The sequence below is a fragment of the Chelatococcus sp. CO-6 genome, from assembly GCF_001271345.1.
GTDB lineage: Bacteria > Pseudomonadota > Alphaproteobacteria > Rhizobiales > Beijerinckiaceae > Chelatococcus_A > Chelatococcus_A caeni.
In genome coordinates, this window is sequence record NZ_CP012398.1 from 383,531 (window position 1) to 400,652 (window position 17,122).

Annotated in this window: 12 protein-coding genes; 2 read left to right on the forward strand and 10 right to left on the reverse strand. The window is 68.6% G+C overall.

What is annotated here, in order from left to right; all coding sequences use genetic code 11:
* Positions 1–3: 3 nt before the first annotated feature.
* The 9 genes from AL346_RS24915 to AL346_RS02010 all read right to left on the reverse strand — a co-directional run bounded on the left by AL346_RS24915 (position 4) and on the right by AL346_RS02010 (position 13,883).
* Positions 4–1,107 (reverse strand): helix-turn-helix transcriptional regulator, encoded by a 1,104-nt coding sequence (locus tag AL346_RS24915; protein ID WP_183317069.1) that lies wholly within the window; start codon positions 1,105–1,107, stop codon positions 4–6.
* A 247-nt stretch (positions 1,108–1,354) separates the two neighbouring features.
* The gene (locus AL346_RS01975) at positions 1,355–2,692 is read right to left on the reverse strand and encodes an HlyD family type I secretion periplasmic adaptor subunit (RefSeq protein WP_019403433.1); all 1,338 of its coding nucleotides are present in this window, start codon (positions 2,690–2,692) and stop codon (positions 1,355–1,357) included.
* Between the two features lie 24 nt (positions 2,693–2,716).
* Positions 2,717–4,708, reverse strand: a complete 1,992-nt coding sequence (locus AL346_RS01980) for a type I secretion system permease/ATPase (protein ID WP_156332658.1) — start codon at positions 4,706–4,708, stop codon at positions 2,717–2,719.
* 115 nt (positions 4,709–4,823) lie between these two features.
* Positions 4,824–6,620 carry a hypothetical protein gene (locus tag AL346_RS01985; protein ID WP_019403435.1) on the reverse strand — a complete coding sequence of 599 codons (1,797 nt, stop codon included), beginning with the start codon at positions 6,618–6,620 and terminating at the stop codon, positions 4,824–4,826.
* Positions 6,621–6,707: 87 nt separating this feature from the next.
* Entirely contained in the window at positions 6,708–8,039 is a 1,332-nt protein-coding gene (locus tag AL346_RS01990; RefSeq protein ID WP_053193199.1) for a hypothetical protein, read from the reverse strand.
* A 338-nt stretch (positions 8,040–8,377) separates the two neighbouring features.
* Positions 8,378–9,010, reverse strand: a complete 633-nt coding sequence (locus tag AL346_RS01995) for a 2-dehydro-3-deoxy-6-phosphogalactonate aldolase (RefSeq protein WP_019403437.1) — start codon at positions 9,008–9,010, stop codon at positions 8,378–8,380.
* Positions 9,011–9,127: 117 nt separating this feature from the next.
* Entirely contained in the window at positions 9,128–10,297 is a 1,170-nt protein-coding gene (locus tag AL346_RS02000; RefSeq protein ID WP_019403438.1) for an osmoprotectant NAGGN system M42 family peptidase, read from the reverse strand.
* Positions 10,285–12,093, reverse strand: coding sequence for an N-acetylglutaminylglutamine synthetase (gene ngg, locus AL346_RS02005; protein WP_156332659.1), 1,809 nt, complete (start codon positions 12,091–12,093; stop codon positions 10,285–10,287). Before ngg ends, AL346_RS02000 begins: the two co-directional genes overlap by 13 nt.
* A gap of 14 nt (positions 12,094–12,107) precedes the next feature.
* The gene (locus tag AL346_RS02010; RefSeq protein WP_026015348.1) at positions 12,108–13,883 is read right to left on the reverse strand and encodes an N-acetylglutaminylglutamine amidotransferase; all 1,776 of its coding nucleotides are present in this window, start codon (positions 13,881–13,883) and stop codon (positions 12,108–12,110) included.
* 117 nt (positions 13,884–14,000) lie between these two features.
* Here AL346_RS02010 and AL346_RS02015 point away from each other — a divergent pair, with 117 nt between their 5' ends.
* On the forward strand, positions 14,001–14,549 hold the full coding sequence (locus AL346_RS02015) for a MarR family winged helix-turn-helix transcriptional regulator (RefSeq protein ID WP_245258928.1): 549 nt from the start codon (positions 14,001–14,003) through the stop codon (positions 14,547–14,549).
* Here the strand turns inward: AL346_RS02015 and AL346_RS02020 are convergent.
* On the reverse strand, positions 14,544–16,436 hold the full coding sequence (locus AL346_RS02020; RefSeq protein ID WP_053194008.1) for a heavy metal translocating P-type ATPase: 1,893 nt from the start codon (positions 16,434–16,436) through the stop codon (positions 14,544–14,546). The two genes, AL346_RS02015 and AL346_RS02020, sit on opposite strands and share 6 nt — an antisense overlap.
* 230 nt (positions 16,437–16,666) lie before the next feature.
* Between AL346_RS02020 and AL346_RS02025 the strand changes: the two genes are divergently transcribed.
* Positions 16,667–17,104, forward strand: coding sequence for a VOC family protein (locus tag AL346_RS02025; RefSeq protein ID WP_019404494.1), 438 nt, complete (start codon positions 16,667–16,669; stop codon positions 17,102–17,104).
* Positions 17,105–17,122 lie beyond the last annotated feature (18 nt).

The following is a 17,122-nucleotide window of genomic DNA, read 5'->3' on the forward strand; positions in this document are numbered from 1 at the left end:
CGGCTACAGTACGCGGGCCAGCTTCCAGGCCAGTTCGACCTGGCTCGAGGTGCCGGTCTTCTTGAACAGGTTGTGCAGGTGCACGCGCGCCGTATTCGCCGTGATGCCCATCATCGCGGCGATCTCGTTCAGCCGCAGGCCGGAGCAGAAGAGCTCGGCAAAGCGCGATTCCTTGTCCGACAGCGAGAACAGGCAGGCGAGTTCCTCGTGATTGGCGCGCAGCCGGCTCTTCAGGTCGATGATGAAGACATAGGCGGTGCCCATGCCGGTGCCCTCGCCACGCCCGCACGGCGCGATCTTGAGCGCGAAGCGGCATTCTCCGTCGGCGTTGGGAACGGCGATGACCCGCGAAGGGGGCGTGGCGCCCGCGAGGGCGGCCTTGGCCATCTCGCTGACGGTGGCCGCGAGCGTGCGGTCCACGACCGAGCGCAGGGCCCGCAGACGGCCGCCGCGGCCCTCGATGCCGCAGCCGGCGACGATCGCCGCCCGCGCCCGTTGGTTGGCGAAGAGGATGAAGCCCTCCTCGTCGACCACCACGTAGCCCCAGGGCACGCACCGGTCGACGACCGCGGCGCTCATGAAGGCGCCCGGCGGGCGCGGCGGCAGCGCCTGCTCCCGCAAGGTGTCGGCGATCCCCTGGAGCAGTGCCCCGAAGGCGCGGCGCTCCTGCTCGAGGACGATGAGGTCCTGCCGCGCCGGCAGCAACACCGAGGCGAGGGCGAAAGCCGTCGGATCGGGGGCGATCCGCATGGTGCCGGTCAGGAGGCGCCCGTCGAGAAACCGCTCCAGGATGACCAGCGGCCCGTCCGACGGGGTGCTCAGCAGGGAGGATTCCCTGACGCCGACATCGCTCGCCACCGGCTGAAGCAGGGCCTGGCAGTGGCTCGCGATCGCGCTCGCCTCGGGCCCTGCCACGTGCAACGGGGCCGCCGTGCGGCTCGCCGCGTTGAGCTGCGCGGCGATGCTGCTCCGCGCACCCGAGAGGCGACAGAACACGTCGACCATGCTGGTGACGATCTCGCGCCCGCGCTTCATGCCGCGCGCGGCCGACGGCTGCGGCAGTGCCGCCATGCCCTCCGGCAGCGTCCCGGCCGATCTTCGCTCCACGGCCTCCCGGCCGCCTCTTGAAGTCTGGCTTGAATGCATCGACGCCCCCGTTTTGGTGTTTACTGACGTTCACCTTCAACAGGACAAAATTACCCCCGCCCCAACCCGAGAACGGCGACGAGCATCAGGGAAATTACATTAAATAGAAAATTTTCGCAATATTTTTGATTAAAATTCTCCAAATGCGAAACGTTCATGTGCTCGCCAATACCTGCGCGTGTAACGGTGCTTTTTCGACCGCCGCCCCCTAGCGCTCCCGGAAGGCCCTTACGAAACTGTCGGTCAGCGGCCGCAGCAGATAGGCGAAGAACGTCCGCTCGCCGGTCTTGATGAAGACCTCCGCCGGCATGCCCGGCGTCGGCCGGAACTTCGGCAGCTCGGACGCCGCCGCCTTGTCGAGGGAGATCCGGGCGATATAGGCGCTGCTGTGGGTCGTGCCGCGCTGCTCATCCGGCAGCGCATCGGCCGAGACGTAGACGACTTCGCCCGGGATCATCGGCGTGATGCGCTGGTTCAACGCGGTGAGCCGCACCAGGGCCGTCTGGCCGCTGTGCAGGCTGTCGATGTCCTGCGGGCGCACGCGTGCCTCGATGATGAGCTCGTCGTTGGCCGGCAGGAGCTCGAGGATGTCCTTGCCGGGCGCAACGACGCCGCCGGCGGTATGGAACATGAGCTTGACGACGATGCCCTTCACCGGCGCCTCGATCGTCACGCGCTCGCTGACCCCTTCGGCCATCCGCGTCCGCTCGCGCACGTCGTCGAGCTCGCTCTGGGTGTTCCGCAACTGCTCGGTCGCCGACTGGATGAGCTGGGAGCGCACGTGCGAGATCTTCTGCTGCTCGCGGCTGATGCGCTCGCGCGCGTCGCTGATGCCGGCCGTGAGCTGGCCGATCTGGCCCTCGAGGCCCGCCTGCGCGCGTTCGAGCGCCAGCACGTCCGGCTTGCGGACGTAGCCCTTCTTCAGGAGCTCGCGCTTGCCCTCCAGCTCCTGCGCCACGAGGCCGAGCTGTACCTGGACCGCGCGAAGCTGCGCCCGCCCGCCGTTGATGTTCTCGCGCAACGCGGCGATGCCCTGTTCGAGGATGGCGACCTCGCTCGTCACCCGCTCCCGCCGTGCCTTGAACTCGATCTTCTGGCCCTCGAGGATGGCCGCGACCTCCGGATCGGCGGCGCGGGCGAGCAGATCGGGATCGAACTGCAGCTCCTGCGCGCCGGCGACCTCGGCCTCCAGCCGCGCCTGGATGGCGAGCAGGCGGTCGTGCCGGAGGGTGAGGCGCCGCAGGTTGGCCTTGGCGTCGGTGTCGTCGAGCAGCACCAGCGGCTGCCCGGCTTCCACGATGTCGCCCTCCCGCACCATGATCTTCGAGATGATGCCGCCCTCGAGGTGCTGAATGATCTTGTTCTGGCCCGTGGCGACGAAGGTGCCGGACGCGACCACCGCCCCGTCGATGGGCGCGACGCTCGCCCAGACGCCGAAGCCGAAGACCCCGAAGACGAGGACCAGTGAGCCGAGCAGCAGCGGCCAGCGCGTGGCGCGCGGCACGTCCTCGCACCACTCCTCACCGGTGATGATCGCATGGGGCATCGTGTCCTCCCGAATGTCCCCGGCCTATGCCTGCGGCTGCGCCGGCACGCCCGGTGCCCGGGCGGCGGCGAGCGCCTCGTCCTGCGTCTGCGCCATGAGGCGCGGCAGGATCTGGTCGCGCTCGCCGAAGGCCGCCACCTGCCCCTCGCGCAGGATCAGGATCTTGCTGACGCTCTGCAGGACCGCAGGCCGCTGCGTGACGAGCACGACCGTGATGCCCTGGCGCCTGGCGCGGGCGAGCGCCGCTGCGAGTGCCCGCTCGCCCATGGTGTCGAGATTGGCGTTGGGCTCGTCGAGCACGATGAGCCGCGGCTCGCCGAAGAAGGCCCGGGCGAGCGCGATCTGCTGCTTCTGCCCACCCGAGAGCGGGCTGCCGTCCACCGCGATCTCCGTCTCGTAGCCGTCCTGGAAGCCGGAGATCATCTCGTGCACGCCGGCGAGGGCGGCCGCCTTGGCGATCTCCTCGTCGGTGGCGTCTTCCCGCATGCGGGCGATATTGGCCTTGATCGTGCCGGGGAAGAGCTCGATGTCCTGCGGCAGGTAGCCGATGCTCTCGCCGAGCTGGCGCCGGTCCCAGTTGCGCAGGTCCATGAAATCGAGGCGCACGCTGCCGGCCGTGGGCGCGATGCAGCCGACGAGCATGCGCGCCAGCATCGACTTGCCGCCGCCCGAGGGGCCGATGACGGCGAGCGAATCCCCCGCCTCGAGCGTGAAGGAGACGCCGTTGAGCACCGTGCGCCGCGTGCCGGGCGGGATGTAGAGCAGTTTGTCCGCTTGCACCCGCCCTTCCGGCTTCGGCAGCAGCATGCGCTCGGTGTCGTTCGCCGGCATGTCGAGGAGCGAGCGGACGCGCCGGTAGGCGGACTTCGCCTGCACGAAGCCGCGCCAGCCGTCGATGGCGCCCTCGATCGGCGCCAGAGCGCGGCTGGCGATGAGCGAGGCGGCGATCATCATGCCGCCGGTGACGCTGCCCTGCACGGCGAGATAGGCGCCCCAGCCGAGGATGCCGATCTGCGTCACGAGCCGCACGTAGCGCGACACGCTGGCCAGATAGATGTTGCGGTCGTTGGCGTGGACCTGCGCCTTCATGGAAGCGGCATTCTCCCGCCCCCACAGCAGGATCGCCTCCTCCAGCATGCCCATCGCGCCGATGACCTGCGCGTTGCGCGCCTGGGCCGAGGCCTGGATGTTGGCGCGCATGGCGAAATTGCCCGCAACGCCATATTCCTTTGCCGTCATGCGCTCGTTGAGCACGGCGATGCCGAAGAGCACCACGCCCGCGGCGGTCGCGATGACGCCGAGCGCCGGATGGATGAGGAAGACGGCGAGGAAGTAGAGGGGCGCCATCGGCGCATCGAACATCACGAGCATCACCGGCCCGTTGATGAAGGAGCGCACCTGCTGCAGATCACGCAGGGCCTGGATGTCGCGCGTCGCCCCGACATCGGCCGAGCGCAGCGCAGCGGACATCACGGGAGCGCCGAGCAGGCTCTCGAGCTGCACGGCGATGCGCGTCAGGACGAAGCGGCGCAGGGCGTCGAGCAGGACGAGCAGGGTCAGCGCGCCGACGGCGATGATCGACAGCATGGCGAGCGTGTCGATGCTGCGGCTCGTCAGGACGCGGTCCGACAGCTGGAAGAGATAGAGCGGCACCGTCAGCATCAGGATGTTGATGACGACGGAGAAGGCGCCGACCTGCAGGATGCCGCGGCTGCATGCGTGCAGGCCGTTGCGGATGACGTCGGCCCGCGGCTGGTAGGCACGCCGGCTGGTGCTCTTGCCCGTGCCTGCACCGCCTCCCTTGCCGCCGGCAAGGGGCTTCGGCGCAATGATCTGGTCGCGCGCCTGTTGCCGGCCGGCAAGACCGACCGGCGGCGGCGCCTTCTGCGGGGAGGCGCCGGCATCCGGTGCGGCCTTGCGGGCCGTGGAGGCAGCGCCCGGACGCTCCGTCGTGAAGACCGGCGGCCAGGTGGCCCGCGGCAGCCGCAAGGCTTCTCCCTCGGATGGTCTCGGCATGTCGCCGAGATTCCGTGGACGCCCGGCAGCGGCGCCGGAGGCCGTCGTATCATCACGCGTCGGATCTCGCATCTGCCGCCTCCCGGCTTCGTCTGATGCCGTGTCGCGTCGCTGGTCAGCCCGTCAGCGTGTGTAGTGCGTCGCCGCTCGCCGCCGCCGGTGCGTGGGCGAGCGCCTCCGTCAGTTCGTCGTGAGCCATCTGTTCGACGGCGCCAGCGACCTGGGTCACTACATTGGCGTCTCCGTCGAAGAGCACGTTCTGCTGCACGATGACGTTGAACTCGGTGTAGTTGCCGGCCACGACCTGGGCGCCGAAGCCACCGTTGTCGTCGAGAATGACGGCGTGGTTGACGGTCGTGTTGCTGCCGGAGCCGGCGAACTGGTCGAAGTCGAAGGCGCCGAAGCCGTCGCCGGACAGGTTGTGCGCGCCGGTCGCCGTGGCATCGACGATGTTGCTGTCGCTGTCGTCGATGATGTTCACCTGCACGATGAGATTGATGTCGTGGAAGTCGCCGTCGACGAAGAGCACGTTGATCGGCTTGCCGTCGGCGTCGACGAGTTGCACGGCATAGGCGCCGCCGGCGAAGGGATTGGCCAGGAAGTCGAGCCACGCGGCCACGTCGTCGCAGGCGCCCTCCCCCTCCTCGAAGCCGAACCGCGCCATGTTGATCTGGACGTTGCCGCCACTGGAAACGAACTGGCCGGAGACGGCCGCGGCAATCCCCTCGGGTCCGAGCAGGGCGATGAGCGCGTTGACGTCGCCGTCGAACAGGATCGACGACTGGACCGCGATGAAATGCTCGCTGTAGACGCCGCCGATCAGTTGCAACCCGCCGCCGCTGTTGGTGTCGACGATGGCGGCCTCGTTGACCTGCAGATTGCCGCCGCTCGACAGCACCTGCTGCGAAGCCTCGCCATCGCCGATCACCGCCTGCACGAAAGCCTGGTTGAGATCGCGGTCGATGATCAGGTTGAACTGCAGGATGATGTTGTATTCGTAGTAATTGCCGCTGACGACGATGAGGTCGTAGCCGTCGCTGCCGGACACCAGCACGGCCTCGTTGCTCAGGCTGTTGCCCCCGCTCGTCGTCTGCTGGGTCACTGTCCCGACGCTGTCGGGCCCCGCTTCGGCCATGGAAAGGCGCGCCGCCTGCACGTTGGCGTCGCGGTCGACGAGGCCGTTGAACTGCAGAACGGCCGTCTGCGACAGCGCACCGCCGAGATGGCTGTCGACGGAGAACCCCTGCAGAAATTGCTGGCTGCTCAGCGTCTCGAACAGCTCGCCGATCGGCCCGAACGTCGACAGGTTGCCGCTCGCGGCATTGTCGACCGTGCCGGGCACGTCGATGACGACTTCGTTGATCTGGACGTTCTGGCCGCTCTTCACCACCTGCTGCGCCTCCGCGTCCGTGAGGTCGGGCAGGTCGGGCCGGCTGCTCAGCGTATCAGCATCCTCTTCGGCATCCACCGGCGCGGCGGTGCCGTGGGCCACGAGCGCCTTGTGAGGTGTGGCGGGCGTTGGGGACGGCGCCAGCGAACCCGCGCCATGGTTGCCGCCGGCCGCGCCACCGACGCCGACGTCGCCGGCATCGCCGCCCTGCACCGCCGCCTGAGCGGTGAGGCTCCCGGCGCCGACATGGATATCGAGCCACGAATGCGGCAGATCGACCGTCCCGGCAAGAAGATGGAGGCCACCCAGGAACGCCGGCTCGACCGGAAGGCTGCTCACCCTCGCGGCATCGAGCTCGCCGATGCGGGCGGCGAAGACGGGATCGGGGCCGAGCTGCACCACCTCCGGCTCCTCGCCGTCGGCGCGCACATAGGCGAGGGACACGCTCGGCTGCTCCCCCTCGTGCGCGACAGGCACCCTGAGATAGTTCCACAGCAACTCGGTAATGCGATCGACCGGCATCGTCCCGTCCCTTCCGCTGGCGCCGGCAGTGCGGGCCCGGCTGGCCTGCCGGGTCCGCACCCCGTCCGCATCCGTCGGTTCGTCGGACTACGCGTCGTCGATCGCGCTCGTGTTGCTCTGGCCGTTGCCGCCGCTGACGATATCCTGGTCGAAGCCGGCGAAGTTGAAGGCGAACGACTGCGAGACACTGGCAGCGTTGGTGTTGCTGTCGTTGTCCATGAGGTAATTGGCCTGGGTGACACTGTAGCTGTCGTTGTTGTTGCCGAAGCCGCCGAAGCCGGTGTCACCGATCCAGGACGTGTTGCTCTGGCCGTTGCCGCCACTGTCGATGCTCTGGTCGATCGCGGCGACATTGCCGAAGCCGAGCTGAGCCACCACGCCGACATTCGTGTTGATGTCGTTGTCGAACATGATGTTCTGCTGGCCGACGTTGAACTCGTCATTGTTGCTGCCGGCGCCGAAGCCGAGGCCAAAGTCGCTGATGTCGGACGTGTTCGACTGCCCGTTGCCGCCACTGACGATGCTCTGGCCCACGCCTGCGACATTCCCGAACCCGGCCTGCTGGAGGGTGGTCAGGTTCATGTTCTGGTCGTTGTCGTAGAGGCCGTTGAACTGGCTGACCTCATAGCTGTCGTTGTCGCTGAAGGCCCCGAAGCCGAGGCTGAAGTCGGAGATATTGGACGTGTTGGACTGGCCGTTGCCGCCGCTCGAGATGCTCTGTCCCACCCCGGCGATGTTGAGGCCGCCGAACTGGGAGATGCCCACGCCGTTGGCATTGGCATCGTTGTCGAACATGTTGTTGGACTGGCCGATCAAATAGCTGTCGTTGCCGTTGCCGAGGCCGAACGAGAAGCCGGTGTCGCCGATCCAGGTGGTGTTGCTCTGGCCGTTGCCACCACTGTCGATGCTCTGTCCGACGCCGGCGAAGTTCAGCCCGCCGATCTGGGCGATGTTGCCGACCTGCATGTTCTCGTCGTTGTCGGCCATGCCGTTGAACTGGTCGACGCGATAGTCGTCGTTGTTGTTGAACCAGCCGCCGGCGAAGCCACCGTCCTCAATGGCGGACGTGTTGGACTGTCCGTTGCCCCCGCTCGTCGTGGTCTGCGACAGGCCGCCGAAATTGAACAGCCCGGCCTGGTTGAGAGTGCCGACATTGGCATTGGCGTCGCTGTCGAGCATCTCGTTGCCCTGGTCGACGGAATAATAGTCGTTTCCGTTGAACCAGCCGCCGGCGCCGCCGGTGTCGGTGATCCAGGACGTGTTGCTCTGCCCGTTGCCGCCGCTGCTGATGCCCTGAGCGGCCCCGCCGAAATTGAAGAAGCCGACCTGGTTCGCCGTGCCGACGTTCATGTTGAAGTCGGAATCGTTCAAGCCGTTACTTTGGTCGACTTCAAAGGTGTCATTGTCGTTCAGGGGCATATCGTCTCTCCCTCGCAGAATAGAAACGCAGAACACTTCTCTACGGAAACGAGACAGGTGCGATCATTGAGCGTCGACGAATGGCACCATGGTTGTCGAACCCCGCAGGATTCAACCAAGCCATTATGTCGCTTCTTCTTAACCCTGCGAGTATGTCATTCCCGGAGAGGAGGAGAAGCCTATCAACTAATGCGTTTCGATTAGCAGGGGAGAAGAATCCAAGACGGTCCGGAACGGCGCAACGGCTCAAGGTCCCGGCGCAGCCATGCGCTGCCGGCCCCGCTCGCGCGAGGAAGAAGCATCCGAGCGGACGTGAAAAAATTAAGGCCGCACCGGCGCTACTTCGCGCCGAAGGCCGCCGCGCCCGCGGCCACGAAGCGTTCGCCCGCGCGGGCGATCTGCTCAAGCGTCATGCCCGGCTTGTAAAGGGCCGAGCCGATGCCGAAGCCGTCGGCGCCGGCCCGCGCGAATTCGGCCATATTCTCCGGCGAGATGCCCCCGACGGGCAAGATCTTCAGATCCCGCGGCAGGACCGAGCGCAGCGCCTTGACCCCCGCCATGCCGACGACTTCCGCCGGGAATATCTTCACCGCCTCGGCACCGGCCCGGCGCGCCGCGAAGATCTCCGACGGCGTCATGCAGCCGGGCAGGACATCGAGCCCGCGCCCGAGCGCCATCGTCACCACCGCCTCGTCGAAATGGGGGCTGACGATGATGCGCCCGCCCGCCTCCGCCACGCCCTTGACCTCCGCCGTCGTCGTCACCGTACCGGCGCCGATCAGCACGCGCTCGCCGAAGGCCTGCGCGAGGCGCGCGATGCTGTCGAGCGGTTGGGGCGAGTTGAGGGGAACCTCGACGATGGAAAAGCCCGCATCGACCAGCACCTGCCCGACGGCGACGGCCTCGTCCGGCGTCACGCCGCGCAGAATGGCGACGAGCGGGCGGGTTGCCAGAGCTTCGACGAGACGCATCGCTTCCTCCCGGGGGCCGGCGGCGGATCTGCCGCTTCATGCCGCCCCGTTTAGCGCAGACCGGCGCCGCGAGCCATGCCGATCATGCCGGGCCGCTCATGCGCTGACGTTCCACTCTCACGACTCTCCGCCCGGGTCGGGGGTATCGACGAGCCCCGGCTCCTGCTCGGCCTCGTCCATGGGCTGGCGGGTGAAGCCGCGCACCGTCGGGCTCGTCTCCTCGGCATCGCGACGGATCTCGACCGGGCTCAGCACATAGGCCGTCAGCAGCTCGGCGATGGAGCGCAGCGCGTGCATGTGGATGCGCTCGTAGCCGTGCGAGGCGTCGATGCCGAAGGTGACGAGGGCCGCGCGCACATCGTGCCCCGCGACCACCGCCGAGGCGGAATCCGACCTGTAGAAGCGGAAGATGTCCTTCTGGTAGCGGATGTCGTTGTCACGGCACAGGCGCACCAGCTTCTGCGTCAGGTGGAAGTCGAACGGGCCGGTCTGGTCCGCCATGGCGATGGTGACGCCGAACTCGTCCGAATTCTGCCCCGGCCCCGTCGTCCCGTTGTCGATGGCGACGATCGATGCGACGTCGTTGGCGAGCGCCGCCGAGGCACCGACCCCCGTCTCCTCCGCGATGGTGAAGACCCAGTGGGTGTCCACCTCCGGCTCGGCGCCTTCGGCCTTCAGGGCCTTGAGCGCGGCGAGAAGGATCGCGACCCCGGCCTTGTCGTCGAGGTGGCGCGAGACGATGAAGCCGTTGTGCAGGAACTCCGGCTGCGGGTCGATGGCGACCGTGTCGCCGGCGTCGATGCCGAGATGGGCGAGGTCGCGCGGGTTGCGCGCCAGCGCGTCGACGCGCAGCTCCACGTAGGGCCAGCCGGTGGGCTGGCTGTCGACCTCGTCGTTGAAGATGTGGCCCGAGGCCTTGAGCGGCAGAATGGTGCCGCGATAGGCGCCCTTCTCGGCAAAGATCGTCGCGCGCGCGCCTTCGGCGAAACGCGCCGACCAGGTGCCGATCGGCACGAGCTCGAGCCGGCCGTTCTCCTTCAGCCGCTTCACCTGCGCACCGAGCGTGTCGACATGGGCGATGAGCGCCCGCGCCGGCTTGCTCTCACGCCCCGGCAGGACGGCGCGGATGGCGCCGCGGCGCGTCAGCTCGTAGGACAGGCCGAGCCGCTCGATCTCCAGGCAGACCTCGCGCACGATCGTATCGGTGTAGCCGGTCGGGCTCGGGATGTTCAGGAGCCGTGCCAGCACGGCGGCGAGATAGGCCGTGTCGATGGTCAGGCGCTGCATCGGTCCCGCCCGTCGAGAAGCGCCGCCTGCCGCACCGCCGCCGGCACCGAGAGCGGGAACAGCAGGTCGACGAAGCGCTCGGCCGTGGGCTGCGGCTCGTGGTTGGCGAGGCCGGGCCGCTCGTTCGCCTCGATGAAGGCATAGTCGGGCTCGCGCGGCGAGCGCACCATGAGGTCGATGCCGACGACGGGGATCTCGATGGCCCGCGCCGCCGCCACCGCCGCCGCGACGAGGCGCGGGTGCACCTCGCCGGTCACGTCGTGGATGGTGCCGCCGGTGTGCAGGTTCGCGGTGCGCCGCACGGCGATCTCCTCGCCCTGGTCAGCGACATCGTCGAGACCGTAGCCGGCCGCCGCCACGCAGCGCTCCGTCTCGGCATCGAGGGGGATGGTGGATTCCCCGCCCGTCGCCGCCGCGCGCCGGCGGCTCTGGCGTTCGATCAGCTCGCGGATGGTGGCGCGCCCGTCCCCGACGATCCGGGCCGGCCGCCGTACGGCGGCGGCGACGAGACGATAGTCGATGACGACGAGGCGCAGGTCCTCGCCGGCGACGCGCTGTTCCACCAGCACGCGGTCGCAATAGAGCTTGGCCGTCGCGATGGCCTCTTCGAGGTGCTCCATCGTCTCCACGCCGACGGCGATGCCCCGGCCCTGCTCGCCGCGCGCCGGCTTGACGACCAGCGAGCCATGCTCGGCGAGGAAGGCCTCCAGCGCCTCCCGGCCGTCGGCCTCGATCTGCGCCGGAACGGTGAGCCCCGCCCGCTCGACGACCCGGCGGGTAACGGCCTTGTCGTCGCAGATGGACATGGCGACGCCGGTCGTCAGCTCGGACAGGCTCTCGCGGCAATGCACCGTGCGCCCGCCGTAGGAGAGGCGGAAGAAGCCGCCCGGCGCATCCGTCACCTGCACGTCGATGCCGCGGCGGCGCGCCTCGTCGACGATGATGCGGGCGTAGGGGTTGAGCTCCGCCTCGGGCCCGGGGCCGACGAACAGCCGCTCGTTGATCTGGTTCTTGCGCTTCAGGGTGAAGAACGGCACGCGATAGAAGCCGAGCTTCTCGTAGAGCGCGATGGCCTGCTCGTTGTCGTGCAGCACGGACAGGTCGGTGAAGGCGGCGCCGCGCGCCTTGAAATATTCGACGATGTGGCGCACCAGCGCCTCGCCGATGCCGGGCCGAGTCGCCTGGGGATCGACCGCGAGGCACCAGAGCGACGAGCCGCGGGCCGGATCGCCGAAGGCCCGGCCGTGGTCGACGCCCATCACCGTGCCGATGACGTTGCCGGTGAGTTCGTCCTCGACGACGAAGCAGGTCACGGCGCGGCTGTCGCGCTGCGACCAGAAGAAGTCGGGCCGCACCGGCACCATGCCGCGCGTCGCATAGATGCGGTTGACCGCATCGGCATCGGCGGCCGAGGCGAGGCGCCGGATGAAGAAGCCGGCCGGGCGCCGGCGCGCCGTCTTGTAGGTCGCGAGGTCGAGCCGGTAGGTGTGCGAGGGATCGAGGAACATCTCCTGCGGCGCAAGCGACAGCACCACGTGCGGGTCGCGCACGTAGACGGCGATGTCGCGCCGCTCCGGCGCCTCGGCGCGCATCGTCTCGACCAGCGCCTCGGCACTCTCGAAGGTCTGGCCGAAGAGGAGGCGCCCCCAGCCGCAGTCGACCGCGGCCCCTGTCTTCGTCTGTTGCGTATCGCTCTCGCGCCCCTCGCCGAAGGGCGGCACCATGGCCTGGTTGCGCATGCGCTCGAGGCGGTGGGCATAGGCGCCGCGCCCGCGCCGCGATGTCGAACCCGTCATGCCTGTCTCCCCGGTCAAAGGCCGTGCGTCTGCAGCCACATCTCGAGCAGGGCGACCTGCCACAGCTCGGAGCCCCGAAGGGGCGTGATGGCGCTCTTGGGATCGGCGAACAGCCGTTCGAGATAGCGCTGGTCGAACAGGCCGCGCTCGCGCGCCTTCTGCGAGGTGAGCGCGGCTTCCACCATCTCGAGCGTCGGCCCCTCGATGTATTTGAGGGCCGGCACCGGAAAATAGCCCTTCTTGCGGTCGATGACCTCGTGCGGGATGACCTGCCGCGCCGCCTCCTTGAGGACGCCCTTGCCGCCCTGGCTGAGCTTGTGCTCGGACGGGATGCGCGCGGCGAGCTCCGCCAGCTCGTAGTCGAGGAAGGGCACCCGCGCCTCAAGGCCCCAGGCCATCGTCATGTTGTCGACGCGCTTCACCGGATCGTCGACCAGCATCACGGTGGAATCGAGCCTCAGCGCCTTGTCGACAGGATCGTCCGCGCCGGGCATGGCGAAGTGCTCTTCGACGAAGGCGCGCGCCTCGTCCCGCGTCAGGTGCCACTCGGGATTGAGATGAGTGCCGAGCCGCCCGTTGTCCCGGTCGAAGAAATGGCGGGCATAGTCGTCGACCGGCGCGTTGGAGCTGGCGAGCGGCGGATACCAGTGATAGCCGCCGAAGATCTCGTCCGCCCCCTGCCCCGACTGCACCACCTTGATGTGCTTCGCCACCTCCTGCGACAGGAGGAAGAAGCCGACATTGTCATAGGACACCATCGGCTCGGACATGGCGCCGATGGTCGCCGGCAGCGCCTCCAGCATGCGCGCGGAGGGGATGAAGATCTTGTGGTGGTCGGTGTCGTAGTGCCGGGCGATGAGATCGGAATAGACGAACTCGTCGCCCTTCTCGCCGTTCGCCTCCTCGAAGCCGATGGAGAAGGTCATCAGCCCCTTCTGCCCCTCCTCGGCAAGGAGGCCGACGATGACGCTGGAATCGACGCCGCCCGAGAGCAGCACGCCTACCGGCACGTCCGCCACCATGCGCCGCCTCACGGCCTGCCGCACGGAGGCGAGCACCATGTCGCGCCACTCCTCGGCCGAGCGCGCGACGTCCGCGGGCGTGCGCGTGAAATCGAGGCGCCAGAACTGGGTGTCCTTCTGCGCGCCGTCCGGCTCGATCACCCGCACGGTCGCGGGCGGCAGCTTGCGCACGCCCTTGAGCATCGTGCGCGGCGCCGGCACCACGGCGTGGAAGGTCATGTAATGCTGCAGCGCCACCCGGTCGATCGTCACGTCCACCTTGCCCGTCGCCACCAGCGCCGGCAGCGAGGAGGCGAACAGCAGCGCGCCGTCCGCCTCGGCGAGATAGAGCGGCTTGATGCCGAAGCGATCGCGGGCCAGGACGACACGGCCGCTGTCGCGCTCGTGGATGGCGAAGGCGAACATGCCGTTGAAGCGCTTGACGCAATCGATGCCCCAGGCGTGATAGGCCTTGAGGATCACCTCGGTGTCGCCGTGCGAGAAGAAGCGGTAGCCGAGGCCGGCGAGTTCCTCGCGCAGTTCGGGGTAGTTGTAGATGCAGCCGTTGAAGGCAATCGTCAGGCCGAGGTCGGCGTCGACCATCGGCTGTTCGGCCTTGTTGGTGAGATCGATGATCTTGAGGCGCCGGTGGCCGAAGCCGACCGGGCCGCGCGCCACGACGCCGCCGGAATCGGGGCCGCGCGGTGTCATCACCCCCGTCATCCGCTCCAGCATGGCGATGTCCGCAGAGCGTCCGTCGAACCTCAGCTCACCACAAATTCCGCACATCGATCCGTCGATCTCCCCGATGACCGGCGCTTCAGGCCGGCGCCTCACGATAGATAATTTGATATCTAATCTTTACATGGCGAATGTTTTGATGTCAAATCAATGGCGGAGCAAGCCATGAAAGTTGATGAACGTCAGACAGTCCCGGTGGGTTCCGGGCTGGGGGAAGCCGGATCGAGCGCCGGTGGTTCCATGCGCATCCTGCCGGCGCAGGACGACCTGCAGGCCCTGTCGAAGGCCATCCGCCGCATCGTGCATGTGATGGAGACGCGCTCGAAGGCGATCTCGCGCTCGGTGGGCCTCACCACGTCGCAGATCGTCATCCTGCAAGGCGTCGCCGACCTCGGCGAGGTGACGACGAACGCCCTCTCCCGCTATGCCGACTTGACGCCGGCGACCGTCGTCGTGACCCTGGAGAAGCTCGAGGGGCGCGGCCTCGTCGAGCGCTACCGCAACGTCGTCGACCGGCGCATCGTCCACACCCGGCTGACGCCGGCAGGGCGGGACGTGCTCGCGGCAGCCCCGTCCCTCCTGCCCGACGAGGCGGCGGCCATGCTCGCGGCCCTGCCCGCCGGTGAACGCGCCGGTCTCGTCAGCGCCGTGCGCAACCTCGCCGACATGATGGAAGCGACGGGAAGCGTGCTGCCCGCGCCCACCGGCTCATGAGCCCTTGGCCGTCCCCGGCGCGCTCATGCCCGGTGCCGGCGCGAGCGCCCTGAGCGCGTTCATGATGGCGGCGACGTCGATCACCTCCTGCAGCAGCGCCCCCTGCACCGGCGCGAGGAAGCCGGCGGCGGCCGCGAGCATGCCGAGACCCGACAGGCCGATGCCGACATAGACGCTCTGAAGCGCGATGCGCCGCGAGCGCCGGGCGATGACGAGCGCATCCGCCACAGGCGCAAGCCCTTCCACCAGCAGCACGACATTGGCCGCCTCCGCCGAGGCGCTCGCCCCGCGCGCGCCGACAGCGATGCCGACATCCGCCTCCGCGAGGGCCGGCGCATCGTTGATGCCGTCGCCGATCATCATGACCGCACCCGTGGCGCTGCGGCGCTCCTGCCGCACGATGGCGAGCTTGTCCTGCGGGGACAGGTCGCCGCGGGCCTCCGCCAGCGGCAGGCCGGCGCCGATCTCGGCGACGATGTCGCTGCGGTCGCCGGAGGCGAGGATGAGCCGGGAGACACCCTCCTGCTCGAGGCGGACGAGCAGGCCCGCAGCATCCGGCCGCAGGAGATCGGCAAGCAGCAGCACCACCGCGAGGCGTCCGTCCACCGCGACGGCGACAGCCGCCGTGCTGCCGTCCATCCCGTCGATCGGCGGCACGGCCCCGTCGAGATATTCGCCGATATAGGACAGGCTGCCGACGGCGACCGCCCGCCCCTCCACCCGCCCCGCGAGCCCCCGCCCCGCCGTCTCGCTCACGTCATGCGGGGCCGACAGAGTGAGTCCGCGCTCCCCCGCCGCCTCGATCAGCGCCTCGGCGACGACATGCGCGGAGGCCTGGTCGAGCGAGGCGGCGAGCCGCAGCGCCTCGTCGGCATCGACATCGTCGTCCCCGTTCGCACCGGCGAAGACCCGAGCATCGACGAGGCGGGCGCGGCCGAAGGTCAGCGTCCCCGTCTTGTCGAGCACGGCGGTGCGCGCCTGCGACAGGGCTTCCAGCGCCCCGCCGCCCTTGATGAGCACGCCATGCCGCGCCGCCTGCGACAGGCCGGCGACCAGCGCGACGGGCACGGCGAGGATGAGCGGGCACGGCGTCGCCACGACGAGCACGGCGAGCGCCCGCACCGGATCGCCGCTGACGAGCCAGGCGGCGCCGGCGAGCAGCACGGTCACGGCGAGGAATGCGATGGCATAGCGGTCGGCGAGGCGCGCCATCGGCGCCTTGGCCTTCTGCGCCTCCTCGACAAGGCGGACGATGCCGGCATAGGTGCTCTCGGCCGCCGGCCTCAGCACGAGGAGATCGAAGGCGGCGCCGATATTCGTCGTGCCGCTCAGCGCCTCCCGCCCCGGCAACAGCCGCACCGGCACGGATTCGCCCGTGATGGCGGACTGGTCGACCATCGCCGGCTCGTCGACGACGCGCCCGTCCACCGGCAGCACGTCACCCTGGCGGATCAGGAGGCGCTCGCCGGGGTGGATGTCGGCGAGCGGCACCTCGGTGATGCGTCCCTCCCCGTCGTAGCGCAGGGCGCTGCGCGGCACGCGCGAGAGCAGCGCCCGCATCTCCCGCCGGGCCCGGCCTTCCGCGTAGAATTCGAGATACTGCCCGCCGGCATACATCAGCGCCACGACGGCGCCGGCGAGCGTCTCGCCGAGAACGAGCGCCCCCGACATGGACAAGGCGGCGACGATGTCGAGCCCGACGTCGCCGCGGCGCAGGCTGGTGATGATCTCGACGACGAGCGCCGCGAGCACCGGCGCCGTCGCCGCCGCCCAGACGTAGGGCGCAGCCGCGCCATGGCCGGCCATGCGCAGCGCGAACCCGCCGGCGAGCCCGAGCACGGCGAGAAGCACGAGGAACGGACGCAGTCTGGCAACGCTCTCGGACAAGGCGAAGGCCCGGCACCGCCGCACGGCGCGGCAGCACCACTATGCAGCGCGATGCATCAAGGACAAGCGCGGCAAACCGTCCGAACCGCAAGCTTTCTATCGGGAGACGAGCCGCGAAGAGCTGCCACGCATCGCAGGGCTCCCTTCCGCCCCCCTCTATCAACCGCTTGCTCACCTGGAAAGCAGATCGATGAGTTTACGGCCCAGATCACACCTTGTAGATTGCACATATGGCGCTCAAACGGATGGACAACGTAGGAATCGTCGTCGAAGACCTCGGCGGAGCAATCGATTTCTTTCGCGAGCTCGGTCTCGCGCTCGAAGGGCGGGCCACGATCGAAGGAGAATGGGCCGGACGTGTCACTGGGCTCGCCGGTCAGCGTGTCGAGATTGCCATGATGCGCACGCCGGACGGCCACAACCGGCTCGAGCTATCCCGCTTCCTCTCGCCGCCTGTGGCCGCGGATCACCGGACCGCTCCGGTCAACGCTCTAGGCTATCTCCGCGTCATGTTCGCCGTGGACGATATCGACGAGACGCTTGAAAAGCTTCGCAACCGCGGCGTGCAGCTCGTCGGTGAAGTCGTCCAGTACAAAGACGCGTATCGGCTCTGCTACATCCGCGGGCCTGAAGGGCTTCTCATCGGACTCGCCCAGGAACTCAGCTGAGCGCGCCTGCAGGTCGTC

What these genes read in the sequence shown, in the direction of transcription:
- AL346_RS02025 (WP_019404494.1), top strand. Translation starts at nt 16,667, where the DNA reads ATGGCGCTCAAACGGATGGACAACGTAGGAATCGTCGTCGAAGACCTC.
- AL346_RS01995 (WP_019403437.1), bottom strand. Translation starts at nt 9,010, where the DNA reads ATGCGTCTCGTCGAAGCTCTGGCAACCCGCCCGCTCGTCGCCATTCTG.
- AL346_RS01985 (WP_019403435.1), bottom strand. Translation starts at nt 6,620, where the DNA reads ATGCCGGTCGATCGCATTACCGAGTTGCTGTGGAACTATCTCAGGGTG.
- AL346_RS01990 (WP_053193199.1), bottom strand. Translation starts at nt 8,039, where the DNA reads ATGCCCCTGAACGACAATGACACCTTTGAAGTCGACCAAAGTAACGGC.
- AL346_RS01975 (WP_019403433.1), bottom strand. Translation starts at nt 2,692, where the DNA reads ATGCCCCATGCGATCATCACCGGTGAGGAGTGGTGCGAGGACGTGCCG.
- AL346_RS02010 (WP_026015348.1), bottom strand. Translation starts at nt 13,883, where the DNA reads ATGTGCGGAATTTGTGGTGAGCTGAGGTTCGACGGACGCTCTGCGGAC.
- AL346_RS01980 (WP_156332658.1), bottom strand. Translation starts at nt 4,708, where the DNA reads ATGCCGAGACCATCCGAGGGAGAAGCCTTGCGGCTGCCGCGGGCCACC.
- AL346_RS02015 (WP_245258928.1), top strand. Translation starts at nt 14,001, where the DNA reads ATGAAAGTTGATGAACGTCAGACAGTCCCGGTGGGTTCCGGGCTGGGG.
- AL346_RS02000 (WP_019403438.1), bottom strand. Translation starts at nt 10,297, where the DNA reads ATGCAGCGCCTGACCATCGACACGGCCTATCTCGCCGCCGTGCTGGCA.
- ngg (WP_156332659.1), bottom strand. Translation starts at nt 12,093, where the DNA reads ATGACGGGTTCGACATCGCGGCGCGGGCGCGGCGCCTATGCCCACCGC.